Raw genomic sequence first — 13,254 nt, 5'->3', positions numbered from 1 at the left:
AGCTTTAAGCTGGCGCTTTTTCGCTGACAGAGAAAAGTTTAAGCGGTTATCAACTGATGTTCATCTAAATGGTTGAGCAGTTTATCTTCAAATTCCATTCTCAACTCGACGGCTTCACCCAGTGCGGATAAATCCCTGTCAAAGGTTTCGCAATGATCAGTAGAGTTTACATTCCCGTATCTATCGTTAAAGTCTAACGCAATCTCCGTCGTGTCAGAAATTAAAGGGAAAAGGTCATCTGCTAAGTCGTCTACAGAACTGCCCTGCGAGCTGGCCTCCCGCACTATTTGATCATAAATTTCAAAGTGGCCGCCTGAAACATAGTCGACCAATTGCCCGCAGAAATTACGGATATCGACAACATCTGGTAAGCCTTGGCGGATGCCTTCATAAGGCGGAAGCGCGGCAAGTTTAAAGTAATTGACTAATAAATCCTGGCGCTCAGACAACCAGAGGTCGATACTTTTATGAGCGCCACCCCAGCGCTTTTTTGCCTGCTCATTACGGCTTAACATGATACTCTCCGTTTATAATTTCTATACCCAATGTAAAGTCAGAAGCACTAGAACTCAACTAATTTTACAGAAAATCAAACGGATTCGATACGCGGAATTATTATGGCAACTTTGTATTCAAAACCAGCAGTTGATGAACCGGCCTGGTGGTTCATCGTCAGTTCCGACCATCTTTTTTTAGATGATAGCGGGGAAGTGCCTTTTGGTTGTTTGCAAGACTTAACGTATCCCGATTTAAATGAATATAGAGTGGTCGAAATAGGAGCGTTGCGAGAGCGCAGCTGCTACCTGGTAATGGCAGACTATATGGATGAGCAGTTTATCGGGGGCGAGTTTGCACCATTAAGACAGCTGCTGGTGGTTGAGGATATGGAAAAGTTTGAGATGGCGGGCCGGGCGCGTCAATTCAGTGACTTTCTCAATACCCATCGATTTTGTGGCCGCTGTGGTGCACGCATGCAGACCATTGAGTGGGAACTGGCCATGCACTGTAACCAGTGTCAGCATCGGTGCTATCCGCGAGTATCGCCCTGCATTATTGTGGCTATTCGTAAAGACGATAAAATTTTGTTGGCTCAGGGAAAGCGCCACAAAGCCGGTATGCACTCAATACTTGCCGGTTTTGTTGAGGCAGGTGAAAGCCTGGAGCAGGCATTAGAGCGGGAAGTTTATGAAGAAGCCGGCATTCGCGTTAAGAACATTCAGTACCACCTGAGTCAGCCCTGGTCTTTCCCTCATTCTCTAATGATGGGATTTACTGCCGATTGGGCCGAAGGTGAATTGCATATCGACCCTTATGAGCTGGTTACCGGCGACTGGTTTGCTTTTGACGACCTTCCCGCTATCCCACCGGAAGGAACCATAGCCAGAACCTTGATTGCTCTCTCTCAAAAGAGGTAGCACAAGTTTTCATGGAGCCATAGCTTGCGGACTGATAAAATAGCGCTTACTGATATCAATCAATTACTGGATTTGCTATGACCGCTTCGGCGCTTAAGAATGATCGTTACCTGCGCGCACTGGCCCAACAGCCGGTTGATCGCACACCTGTCTGGATGATGCGTCAGGCAGGGCGTTACTTGCCTGAATATAAGAAGGTGCGCGCGCAGGCCGGCGATTTTATGTCATTGTGCCGCAACACCGAGCTTGCTTGCGAAGTGACTATGCAACCGCTGCGTCGGTTTGACTTAGATGCAGCCATACTGTTTAGCGATATTTTGACCATTCCCGATGCCATGGGATTAGGCTTATATTTTGAAGCAGGCGAGGGCCCTAAGTTTAAAAACCCAGTGCGTAGTTTAGCGGCTATTAAAAACCTCGCCGTTCCGGATATGGAAGACGAATTAGGCTACGTGATGAATGCGGTGCGTACTATTCGTCGTGAACTTGACGGCAGTGTGCCGCTCATTGGTTTTTCTGGCAGTCCATGGACACTGGCAACCTATATGGTTGAAGGTGGAAGTACGAAAAACTTTTCTAAAGTAAAACAGCTGATGTTTGCCGAGCCTGAAGCCATGCATAGGTTGTTGAACGTACTGGCAGAATCTGTGACTCAGTACCTGAACGCACAAATAGCGGCGGGTGCACAATCAGTAATGATATTCGATACCTGGGGTGGGGTGTTATCGCCGCGAGACTACAAAGCCTTTTCTCTGGCATATATGGAGAAAATTGTAGCGGGTCTTACGCGAGAAGCCGATGGACGCAAAGTGCCTGTGACTTTATTCACCAAAAATGGCGGTCAATGGCTGGAAGCTATGGCGTCAAGCGGTGCGGATGCACTTGGCGTGGACTGGACAACCGACTTGTCCGATGCTCGCGCCCGTGTTGGCGGGCAAGTTGCGCTGCAGGGTAATATGGACCCCAGCATGCTTTATGCGAGCCCGGAGCGAATAGAGGAAGAAGTACAAATTATTTTAGAAAGCTATGGCTCCGGTCCGGGTCATGTGTTTAACCTTGGCCATGGAATTCACCCTGAAGTAGACCCTGAACACGCGGCTGCTTTTATTAACGCTATTCATAAATACAGTCCGGCATTTCATTCAAACGATTGAATTTGCGATTAAACCGCTATAATCCTCGTTAAGCGCACCGCCTTTGGGCGGTGTTTTGCGTACAATGGCCTATGTTAAAACCGTTGTATTATGAACTTAGAGGTAAGCATGGCGAAACGCTCCTGGATTAACCCTATAACCATTGTTGTCGTTATTTTGATTGCGGCGGCTGTGTATTTGTTTGTATTCCCGCCTGAAGAAAAAAGAGAAGAGGGCAAAGAACAAACGGTTCCGGTAAAAATTCAGACTGCAGAAATTAGTGAGTTTCGCGATACGATTGAAGCACTTGGCACCGCCATGGCCAATGAAACCGTTCGCATTACCACGCAAACCCAGGACGTCGTCAATAAAATTTATTTTGAAAGTGGTGACTTAGTTGAACAGGGCCAACTGTTGGCTGAGTTGAATGCCCGTAAAGAAGTTGCTCGTGTACAACAATTAAAATTTAGTTTAGACGAAGCAAAGCGCCAGCTGGAACGTATTACTGAATTACGACGTGGCAATGCAGCTTCGCAACAACAGTTTGATGAACAGCAAGTTCGTGTTAACGGTCTGCAGGCCGATTTAGAAGTCGCAGAGGCGACGTTACGCGAGATGAAAATTCATGCACCCTTTTCAGGCCGTGTCGGTATCCGGGAAATCAGCGCGGGCTCATTAGTCAGCCCGGGCGATGTTTTCACCACGCTGGATGATATCAAACCGATTAAAATTGACTTTAGTGTGCCCGAACGCTATTTCGCCAGTATCGCAGTTGATCAACAAGTGGTTGCACGCAGCCGGGCGTATCCGGGTGAACAATTTATCGGGCGTATTGCCAGCATTGACTCGCGTGTTGATCCTGTCACTCGCTCGGTTAAAGTGCGTGCTAAAATTGATAACGACGATGAGCGCCTGCGTCCGGGGATGCTGTTAAAAATCACTTTGTTACGAAGCATTGATGAAGCCTTGTTACTGCCCGAAAAAGCGCTTATTCCTATCCAGAACAGGCAGTACGTTTATGTTTTAACGCCGGATAACCGAGCGCGCCAGAAGGAAGTGACTATTGGTCGCCGTAAACCCGGTATCGTAGAAATTACAGGCGGCCTTAAGCCAGGAGAAAAAGTCATTATCGAAGGTATTGTTCGCCTTCGTGACGGCGTACCTGTTGCTGTGCAGGGAGGTTAAATTATGTTGTTGTCTGACCTTTCTGTAAAACGTCCGGTTTTTGCGACCGTACTGAATATTCTGTTGGTGGTTTTTGGCATCGTGGCTTTTACCATGTTGCCATTGCGTGAATATCCCGATATTGATCGCCCTATCGTTTCGATTGATACCGATTACCCCGGCGCTTCTGCTGAGGTGGTGGAAACCCAGGTAACTCAGTTGGTCGAAGATCGTATCAGCGGAATTGAAGGTATTAAAAATATCAGCTCGAGCAGTCGCAACGGGCGTTCCAGAATCAGTATAGAGTTTAATTTAAGCCGGGATATCGACGCGGCATCTAATGACGTTCGCGAGCGTGTGTCACGAGTGCTCGATAACCTGCCGGAAGAGGCCAACCCGCCTGAAGTATCAAAAGCGTCGAGCGATGAAAGCACCATTGTCTGGTATAACTTGCGCAGCGAGAGTATGTCGATTCTGGAGCTGACTGATTATGCCGACCGCTACATTGTCGATCGTGTGTCGGTTGCTGACGGGGTTGCGCGGGTGATTATCGGTGGTGATCGCCGCTATGCCATGCGCGTGTGGCTGGACCGTGATGCGATGGCTGCACGGCAGGTAACGGTAACTGACATTGTCAGTCGGCTACGGGAAGAAAACGTTGAGCTCCCGGCTGGCGAAGTTGAGTCAACAGACAGAGAGTTTTCTGTTCGGATGGCAAGGGCTTATTTGTCCCCGGAAGACTTTAAGAACTTGGTTATACGACAAGGTGATGACGGCTATTTAGTGCGTTTGGGTGAAGTGGCACGGGTTGAGTTGGGAGCCGAGGATGATAAAACTGACTTTCGGGGTAACGGCGTTAATATGGTCGGTGTCGGGGTCATCAAGCAATCCAAAGGCAATACTCTTGATGTCGTGAATAACGTTCATCGGGAAATGAAAAAAATTCAGGAAACCTTGCCGGAAACTATGTATCTGGCACCCAGCTATGACTCTTCAATATTTATTCAGGGCTCGGTTGATGAGGTCTATAACACTCTGGCTGTCGCCATGGCGTTGGTTATTGTGGTTATTTACCTGTTTTTGGGGAATATCAGAGCAACCATTATTCCTGCATTGACGGTGCCGGTTGCCATTATTGCCTCCTACATGGTGCTATTTGCACTGGGTTTTTCCATTAACTTGCTCACCTTACTCGCCCTGGTACTGGCAATTGGCCTGGTGGTTGATGATTCCATTGTGGTGCTGGAAAATATTTATCGTCGTATCGAAGAGGGGGAGCCGCCTATCCTGGCGGCTTACCGAGGTGCCAGAGAAGTGGGTTTTGCTGTTGTTGCCACCACGTTGGTATTGATCTCCGTGTTTGTACCTCTCGCTTTTCTGGATGGCAACATCGGAAAACTCTTTACCGAGTTTGCTATTGCAATGGCGGCGGCTGTGGCGTTTTCCAGCATAGCTGCACTTACGTTAACGCCGATGTTGAGCTCTAAAATACTGAGTAAAAAGGAAAGAACCAGCAAGTTTGGTAAAGGCTTCGACGCGACTTTTAACTGGCTTGAAAGCGGCTATAGCAGAGTACTTGAAAAGAGTGTGAAGCGCCCTTTTATGGCTGTTGTGCTGGTGGTTATGTCCGGAGTTGTTGCCTTTGGATTATTCAGCTTAATACCTCAGGAGTTCGCTCCACCGGAAGACCGTGGAACCTTTTATATTCAGGTTCGCAGTGCTGAGGGTGCCAGCTTTGAATCGAGCTCGCGACATATGGATGAAATAGAACAGATTTTGCTGCCCTATATTGATGAGGGTAAAATTGATCGCTTGATTGTCCGCGCTCCGGGTTGGGGCGGTAGTGCCGGTATTGCCATTGTCGGCGCCGTTCCTTTTGATGAGCGAGAGTGGTCGAGTTTTGACTTAATGGAAGAAATGCGCTCGCAGCTGAATTCGGTTGTTGGTGTTCAGGCTTTCGCTTTTATGCGAAGCGGTATTAGCGGCGGCGGTGGACGTCCGGTGGAGTTTGTTTTACAAGGCAACACTTATGAGCGTCTGGCGGAATTTAGGGATATTGTGATTGAGCAAGCCGCGACAAATTCGGGGCTACAAAATCTTGATAGCGATTACAAAGAAACTTTGCCGCAGCTATTAATTCAGGTCGATGAAGCCAGTGCGGCAGATCTCGGCGTTTCAGTGCAGGACATCGGTATTACGCTGCAGTCGGTATTAGGACAGCGGAGAGTGACCACTTATCTCGACCGGGGAGAAGAGTACGATGTGATGCTGGAAGGTGAAAAAGCGGATTATCGTAGCCCAGGCGCCATCGATAATATTTACGTTCGTTCGCGCAAAAGCGACGAGCTGATCCCGCTTTCCAATCTGGTGACCATTACTGAGCAGGCAACATCGGCGCGGCTTAATCGTTACAACCGGATGCGTAGCGTTACTATTGAGGCTAATTTAGCTGACGGTTATTCGCTGGGTGAGGCATTAAACTATCTGGAAGGGGTGGTTAAAGACAAGCTGCCGGAAGATGTCTCAATTGACTATAAAGGCGAATCGCAGCTGTATAAGGAAAGCGGAAACTCGATTGTTTTTGTGTTTGGCCTCGCCCTGGTTATCACCTTTCTGGTTCTGGCTGCACAGTTCGAAAGCTTTATTCATCCGCTGGTTATTATGCTGGCCGTGCCTATGGCTATTGTTGGTGCCTTATTGGCACTGTATTTAACGGGTATGAGTATCAATATTTACAGCCAAATTGGTATTGTTATGCTCATTGGTCTGGCGGCGAAAAACGGCATTCTTATTGTTGAATTCGCCAACCAGCTCCGTGACTCAGGTGTCGAGTTTAAAGAGGCAACACTTAAAGCCGCTCAGCAACGCTTACGGCCTATTGTGATGACAGCATTTACAACCTTGATGAGTGCCTTGCCGCTAATTTTAGGTTCAGGGCCTGGCGCGGAAAGCCGTATGGTTATTGGTACGGTAATTTTTGCCGGGGTTGCGGTATCCGCTTTCCTGACACTCTTTGTTATTCCGGCGCTGTATATTGCTCTGGCACGGAAAACCAGTTCGCCAATGGCGCTTACTCGCAAGCTGGAATCTTTACAAGAAGAATATCCCGACCATCATAGTTGATGGTCGGTTTTGCTAATAATGCAAAATAGGTTCGTTGCCGGTAGTGGTTAGTCCGGCAACGACATTTTGTGCGTAGCTTGGGTGGTTTGTGAAAATGCCGTCTACGCCCATGGCGTGCAGTTCTTCAATATCATGGTGCTCGTCGACAGTATAGACATAGACCTGTAAGCCTCTTTGGTGACCATCCTCAACCAGTTCCGGTGTCACAAAGTCTACGGCAAAGTGAGCTGAAAACGCTTGTAACTCTTCTGCAAAGTAGCAATAACTCAATGGGCAACTGGCACTCAAAGCGCCAATTTTAATCTCAGACCGGCGCTTTTCAAGCCGTTTTAACCAATGATGATTAAAAGACGAAACTAACAGTTGCCCGGGTTTGAAATTAGCGTGTTCCAATGCGTAATCAATATCAGTCAGTAACTCCTGAGTAGGGACATCACCTTTGAGTTCAATGTTCACATGACAATGACCATTAATATGAGCCAGTGCTTCGCGTAAGGTGGGTATGGATTGCTGACCAAAGACTTTCAACTGCTTGATCTGTTCAGCGGTTAAATCTTTTAATCTGCCCGGCGTAGCGGTCAGACGCGCCAGATATCGGTCGTGGAACACAAAGCGCTCACCGTCAATAGCATACACGTCGAGTTCAATACCGTGCACGCCGCTGTCCAATGCGCGGGAAAACGCGGCGAGTGTATTTTCCGGAGCCTCATAACTGGCTCCTCGATGAGCCCATAAAATCAATCGTCGTTCTCTTTGCTTTCTGCCATAACCTGGCCCATACGGGTGATGGAATGAGGTTTAAGGTCGTCATCAAATTCAATCGCATCTTCGGCAAAGGTTAATACCACCGTTGAGCCGAGTTTAAAGTGGCCCATTTCTTCACCTTTTTTGAGGTGTATGGCGGTGTGCCCCGAGGTGGGATAAGACCAGCTCTGAATGCGTCCACCAGTGGGTGGCGTTACGGTTCCTGACCATACCGTACCAATACTGGCAACGATAGTTGCACCAACCAGAACCATCGACATGGGGCCGAATTCAGTATCCAAAATAGCGACAACCCGCTCATTACGGGCGAACAAGTTCGGTACATTGGCTGCTGTTAACGGGTTAACGGAATATAAATCACCCGGCACGTAAATCATCTTTTTCAGAACGCCGTCACAAGGCATGTGAATGCGGTGGTAGTCTTTCGGCGCCAGATAAATAGTAGCAAACTTACCCTTAACAAAAGGCTTGGCGTCTTCTTCGTCGCCACCAAGCAATTCCTGTAGTGAATAATCGTGGCCTTTTGCCTGAAAAATACGGCCATCTTCAATATCACCTAACTGGCTGACTGCGCCATCGACAGGATGTGCAAGCTCGCTATCTTGGGTTTCTAAAGGTCTTAGTTCCGGTTTTAAGTGACGGGTAAAAAATTCATTAAAGGTTTTATAAGCCTTAGGTGACTCGTGAATGGCTTCACTCATGTCAATTTTGTACTGCCGGATAAACCAGCGGATAAACAGCTGAGTAAACCATCCGGCACGTGCCGCAGCGAACTTTCCCATCAAGCGGGAAATCAAATGCTTAGGCATGACATGCTGGAAGAAAATTTTGACTTTATCGGTCTTGGCCACAGTTATTTACCTCGAGTTGCCCGACTGGGCTTTTGTGTTTTCATCGTTTCTATAATGCGATGATAATTAGAAAGCCGCCATTCATGCAATTGATTGTTGCTGACAGCTTCTTGCAAGGCACAGCCGGGGTCATCAGCGTGCTTACAGTCGCGAAATTTGCAGCCGCCTAAATAATCGCGGAATTCCACATAGCAGCGGGCAATTCGTTCGGGTTCAAGGTGCCACAACGAGAACTCCCGAATGCCGGGAGAGTCAATCAGTGCTCCGCCTTGCTTTAAATCATACCAGGTGGCTACGGTGGTTGTATGCTGGCCTAACCCTGAATTGCCGGACACCAGATTCGTATTGGCGTTAACATTGGGTAAAAGCTGGTTGACCAAAGAGGATTTACCCACACCAGACTGACCGACAACAATGGAAATACTATCTTTTAGCAGGTCCTGTAAACTATCGAGCCCCCTTTGCGTTGTACTGCTGACCTGAAGAACCTTATAACCGATGCTTTCATAGTCTTTTAGGCGTTGCTCAATATGAAGGCGTTCATGCTCATCAATTTGCGGCAGTAAGTCGGCTTTGTTCAGTACAACAACCGGCTCTATACCCATATCTTCGCAAGCTATTAAATAACGATCAATAAGAGGGGAAGAGAAGCTGGGCAGCACACTCGATATAATAAAAATTTGGTCAATATTAGCGGCAACCGGTTTTAAACCATCGTAGTAATCGGGGCGGGAAAGCAAACTCTCACGTTCCTGCACGGCCACAACCACTCCCTGCATTCCCTGTTGCTCGGCGGTAGCCCGCGACCAAAGTACGCTGTCGCCGCAGACCAGGCTGCCGATAACCCTTCGAATATGGCAACGATAAGTATTTCCCTGCTCGTCCCGAATGTCGGCATGTTGCCCAAACCGACTGATAACCCGACCGGCCTCCGGCGGATTAAGCTGGCTGTCAGTCCATTCTATATCGGAGTTTTTCAGTCGCTTCTTCTGATTGACTGAAACTTGCCGTTGTTGGCCCTTGTTCAGGCGTCTGCGTTTTACCAAGCCTGTTAACCTGTTGTCGTGCTGGAAATGACGCTATCATACAACAAATTGTATTGAGAGAGCAGGGTAATGACTGAAGACGATAAGAAACAACGTTTAATTTGGATTGACCTTGAAATGACTGGCCTGGAGCCTGAAGATAATCACATTATTGAGGTGGCCACCATAGTGACCGATGCTCAGCTAAATACTCTGGCCGAAGGTCCTGTTATTGCCGTTCATCAGCCACAAGAGTACCTGGCCAGAATGGACGACTGGAATGTGAAAACTCATACCGGCTCGGGTTTAGTTGAGCGGGTAAAAAAGAGCCAGTACAACGAGCGCAAAGCGGCCGCAGAAACTATTGAGTTTTTAAAGCAACATATTGATGCTGGTGTATCACCAATGTGCGGTAACAGCATTTGTCAGGATCGTCGTTTTTTAGCAAAACATATGCCTGAGCTGGAAGCTTTTTTCCATTACCGGAACCTCGATGTCAGTACATTAAAAGAGCTGGCTAAACGCTGGAATCCGGAAGTCGCGAATAGCTTTAAAAAGTCCGGTGCGCATGAGGCTTTAGCCGATATTCGTGAATCTGTTGCGGAATTACGGCACTACCGGGAAAACTTTTTAAGGCTGTAATGGGTACTATGGCTTAAGACTGAACGAAGCGGGAATAACATGGAACCGACGAAAGTATCGAAAGAAAAAAGCGTAGGCGATATTATCGTACTTGCTTTAACGATGGGGTTTATTGTCTTATTCCTCGGTTTATCACTTTGGGACATAACGCTAACAGCAACCGCAATAAAAAAAGGGTTTGCCTGGACCGCCAGGTATTTTGGTTCCTTCTTTCAACTGCTGTTAATACTCACGTTTTTTATCGCTATAGGTACCGCTCTCAGTCGTTACGGAAAAGCCAGAATTGGTGCAAGGTCGATACCTGAAATAAGCACGTTCCGTTGGCTTTCCATGATCCTGTGTACCTTGCTTGCAGGCGGCGGTGTGTTCTTTGCTGCAGGAGAGCCGGTTTATCATTTTCTGGTAACACCGCCGGTGACTTCAGCTGATGCAGCCAGTCAAAGTGCTATTGCGCCCGCGTTAGCGCAAAGCTTTATGCACTGGGGGTTTTTAGCCTGGGCTGTTTTGGGGTCGTTATCTGCCATTGTGCTGTCCTACTCGCATTACGTTAAAGGTAAACCTCTTCAACCACGCACGTTGTTATACCCGGTATTCGGTGAACGGGCACTAAAAGGCGTATTGGGTAGTATTGTTGACGCCTGTTGCGTTATCGCCGTGGTGGCCGGAACCGTTGGTCCCATTGGTTTTCTGGCAACGCAAGTCAGTTTCGGACTGAGTGAGTTGTTTGGTGCAACCGACGGCTTTGCGTTACAGCTTATTATTCTGTTGTGCCTTGCCGCCATTTACATGATTTCAGCGTTAACCGGCCTTCACAAAGGTATTCAGTTTCTTAGCAGAATGAATGTCTTTTTAGCCATAGCAATTGCTGCTGTTATCGTTATTTTTGGACCAACATTATTTTTAGCGAATAGCTACTTGCAGGGAATGGGACAGTATATTGGTTCATTCTTTGAAATGGCGACAATGACAACGAACACAGCACCAGACTGGTGGATGAAGTGGTGGACAGTGTTCTTTTTTGCCTGGTTTATTGGTTACACGCCCTTGATGGCGGTATTTGTAGCACGTATCTCGCAGGGGCGGACAATTCGACAAATGGTTATCTCTGTGGCTGTTATCGCTCCTATTGCGACAACCATCTGGTTTACGTTACTCGGTGGCTCCGGCATTTTTTATCAGATGCAGGGAGTGTTTGACCTGACTGAGCCACTGGCAAACTTCCGGTTTGATGTTGCGACCTTAACTGTGGCGCAAGCCTTACCTGGCGGAAAAATAATGGCTGCGGCTATTTTATTGTTAACAACGATATTCGTAGCCACTACTGGTGACTCGATGAGTTATTCTATTGCAATGGTTGGCGCCGGGCATGATGAGCCGCAGCCATGGGTGCGTGTTTTCTGGGGCGGTGCTATGGCGATTATGGCGGCGGTACTGCTTTATATGGGCGCGGGGCAAATTAGCGTGCTGCAGCAGTTTATCGTTATTACTGCATTACCGGTATCGCTGGTTATATTACCCACTCTTTGGACCGGTCCTCAAACGGCAAAGGCGATGTACGAAGAGCAATCGTGATATAAAACTGACGAAATGTTAGACAAATAAAGAGGTTTTTCCGAAAATTCATTGACGAATGCGGCGTAATGGGTAGAATACACGCCGCACTGACGAAGCGGGAATAGCTCAGCTGGTAGAGCACAACCTTGCCAAGGTTGGGGTCGCGAGTTCGAATCTCGTTTCCCGCTCCAACGTCAGACTTTCCAGAAATACTGCAAAAATTACTAATACGCGGGAATAGCTCAGCTGGTAGAGCACAACCTTGCCAAGGTTGGGGTCGCGAGTTCGAATCTCGTTTCCCGCTCCAATTCTTAATCGCTAGCACGCTTAAACTGAGTTTAATACGTACCAGCGACCAAATGCCTTAATTCGTCGTTTGTTCACTCTCTTTCGAGCTATCTACAAACATGGCTATTGCACCATCACCGGTAATATTACAGGCGGTTCCGAAGCTGTCTTGTGCCATGTAAAGCGCAATCATTAAAGCGACCGCCGTTTCGCCAAAGCCCAACATAGATCCCAACAGACCCACCGCCGACATTACGGCGCCGCTAACTATAGTAATGGTCGAGCCGGCCAGATGAACGGTGGCACACAAAGGAACGGTAAAGTTAGCAACGAGCTTTAAAACTAATCCCATAGTGACTCACCACTTATAATTTTAGAGAATACCTTTTAGGTGTGCGACCACACTTCGGCCGAGCGCGCTGAGATTATACCCACCTTCCAGGCAAGATACGATACGGCCGTCGCAATGTTTGTCGGCCAGTTCTTTCAGTTTGAGGCTTATCCAGTGATAGTCTTCTTCTTTCAGCAGGAACTGTGACATGTCGTCTTCTGCGTGCCCGTCAAAGCCTGCGGAAACTAGTATCAGCTGAGGGGCAAATTCATCTAACGCATTAAACCAGTGTTCGTTGACAGCTTCCTGCCATTGGGGGCCTTTGCACCCGGCGGGAAGCGGCACGTTGTGGATATTGCCGGCGCTGGTGTCTTCACCGGTAAAAGGGTAAAAAGCCTGCTGAAAAGAAGAGCAAAATAAAATGCGATCGTCGCCCTGCACAATGTCTTCCGTGCCGTTGCCGTGGTGTACGTCAAAGTCGACAATGGCAACGCGTTCAAGTCCGTATGTTTCCAGAGCGTGGTAAGCGGCAATGGCAATGTTATTGAACAAGCAAAACCCCATGGCTTTGTCCCGGGTCGCGTGATGTCCGGGCGGGCGGACGGCGCAGAAAGCCTGTTTATTGAGTGTTGTCATGACATCATCAACAGCATTGATAGCGGCTCCGGCTGCTTTAAGTGCTGCGGCTTTACTGCCGGGCGTGACTAAGGTATCCGGGTCAATCCATTCGTGGTCGTACTCCGGAATTTCTGAAAAGATAAAGTCCACGTGTGCTTTTGTGTGAGCTTTGTAAAGAGCGGTTAATGGGGCTTCAGTGGCTTCCTTTTTGACCAGAACGAAGTCCAGACCCGAGCGAATGAGCTGATCGTTAATTGCTGTAATACGAGCCGGACACTCCGGGTGTTGTTCGTCGGGAATATGATTGAGGCAGTCAGAGTGACCAAAAACAACGATAGACATAAA

At 48.0% G+C, this 13,254-nt stretch carries 11 protein-coding genes, 2 tRNA genes and 1 pseudogene; 8 read left to right on the top strand and 6 right to left on the bottom strand.

Features of this window, described 5'->3' with window-relative positions; translation table 11 throughout:
- Positions 1 to 38: 38 nt before the first annotated feature.
- The gene (rsd, locus tag L8G48_RS08750; RefSeq protein WP_248264228.1) at positions 39 to 515 is read right to left on the bottom strand and encodes a sigma D regulator; all 477 of its coding nucleotides are present in this window, start codon (positions 513 to 515) and stop codon (positions 39 to 41) included.
- A gap of 102 nt (positions 516 to 617) precedes the next feature.
- On the opposite strand from rsd, the gene nudC reads away from it, so the two are divergent.
- From nudC to L8G48_RS08730, 4 genes are all read left to right on the top strand, one after another.
- A complete protein-coding gene (gene nudC / locus L8G48_RS08745; protein WP_248264227.1) occupies positions 618 to 1,415 on the top strand; it encodes an NAD(+) diphosphatase in 798 nt (265 codons plus the stop codon).
- Positions 1,416 to 1,492: 77 nt separating this feature from the next.
- Positions 1,493 to 2,569 (top strand): uroporphyrinogen decarboxylase, encoded by a 1,077-nt coding sequence (gene hemE, locus L8G48_RS08740; protein ID WP_248264226.1) that lies wholly within the window; start codon positions 1,493 to 1,495, stop codon positions 2,567 to 2,569.
- Between the two features lie 108 nt (positions 2,570 to 2,677).
- The gene (locus L8G48_RS08735; RefSeq protein ID WP_248264225.1) at positions 2,678 to 3,733 is read left to right on the top strand and encodes an efflux RND transporter periplasmic adaptor subunit; all 1,056 of its coding nucleotides are present in this window, start codon (positions 2,678 to 2,680) and stop codon (positions 3,731 to 3,733) included.
- Between the two features lie 3 nt (positions 3,734 to 3,736).
- Positions 3,737 to 6,835, top strand: a complete 3,099-nt coding sequence (locus tag L8G48_RS08730) for an efflux RND transporter permease subunit (RefSeq protein WP_248264224.1) — start codon at positions 3,737 to 3,739, stop codon at positions 6,833 to 6,835.
- 12 nt (positions 6,836 to 6,847) lie between these two features.
- Here the strand turns inward: L8G48_RS08730 and L8G48_RS08725 are convergent, their stop codons facing one another.
- Genes L8G48_RS08725 through rsgA form a run of 3 tightly spaced genes read right to left on the bottom strand, consistent with a single transcriptional unit; the run spans position 6,848 to position 9,497 of the window.
- Positions 6,848 to 7,576, bottom strand: coding sequence for a glycerophosphodiester phosphodiesterase (locus L8G48_RS08725; RefSeq protein ID WP_248264223.1), 729 nt, complete (start codon positions 7,574 to 7,576; stop codon positions 6,848 to 6,850).
- Positions 7,573 to 8,451 carry an archaetidylserine decarboxylase gene (gene asd / locus L8G48_RS08720; protein ID WP_248264222.1) on the bottom strand — a complete coding sequence of 293 codons (879 nt, stop codon included), beginning with the start codon at positions 8,449 to 8,451 and terminating at the stop codon, positions 7,573 to 7,575. Before asd ends, L8G48_RS08725 begins: the two co-directional genes overlap by 4 nt.
- Before the next feature lie 2 nt (positions 8,452 to 8,453).
- Positions 8,454 to 9,497 (bottom strand): small ribosomal subunit biogenesis GTPase RsgA, encoded by a 1,044-nt coding sequence (gene rsgA, locus L8G48_RS08715; protein WP_248264221.1) that lies wholly within the window; start codon positions 9,495 to 9,497, stop codon positions 8,454 to 8,456.
- Between the two features lie 69 nt (positions 9,498 to 9,566).
- Here rsgA and orn point away from each other — a divergent pair, with 69 nt between their 5' ends.
- From orn to L8G48_RS08695, 4 genes are all read left to right on the top strand, one after another.
- Complete coding sequence (gene orn / locus L8G48_RS08710; RefSeq protein ID WP_248264220.1) at positions 9,567 to 10,118, top strand: oligoribonuclease; 552 nt, start codon at positions 9,567 to 9,569, stop codon at positions 10,116 to 10,118.
- Between the two features lie 39 nt (positions 10,119 to 10,157).
- Positions 10,158 to 11,690 (top strand): BCCT family transporter, encoded by a 1,533-nt coding sequence (locus tag L8G48_RS08705; protein ID WP_248264219.1) that lies wholly within the window; start codon positions 10,158 to 10,160, stop codon positions 11,688 to 11,690.
- Between the two features lie 97 nt (positions 11,691 to 11,787).
- A tRNA-Gly gene (locus L8G48_RS08700) sits at positions 11,788 to 11,863 on the top strand.
- Between the two features lie 40 nt (positions 11,864 to 11,903).
- Positions 11,904 to 11,979: transfer RNA gene (locus L8G48_RS08695), tRNA-Gly, on the top strand.
- A 57-nt stretch (positions 11,980 to 12,036) separates the two neighbouring features.
- Here L8G48_RS08695 and L8G48_RS08690 read toward each other — a convergent pair.
- Together L8G48_RS08690 and L8G48_RS08685 are read right to left on the bottom strand one after the other, a co-directional pair.
- Positions 12,037 to 12,291 (bottom strand): annotated as a pseudogene (locus L8G48_RS08690) (cation:dicarboxylate symporter family transporter); the annotation flags it as partial.
- Positions 12,292 to 12,333: 42 nt separating this feature from the next.
- Complete coding sequence (locus L8G48_RS08685; protein ID WP_248264218.1) at positions 12,334 to 13,251, bottom strand: histone deacetylase family protein; 918 nt, start codon at positions 13,249 to 13,251, stop codon at positions 12,334 to 12,336.
- Positions 13,252 to 13,254: the final 3 nt, after the last annotated feature.

It is taken from the genome of Idiomarina aminovorans (assembly GCF_023155095.1).
GTDB classification, from domain to species: Bacteria; Pseudomonadota; Gammaproteobacteria; order Enterobacterales; family Alteromonadaceae; genus Idiomarina; species Idiomarina aminovorans.
Note: the sequence above shows the minus strand (reverse complement) of the source record. Positions and strands in the feature narration are given on the sequence as shown.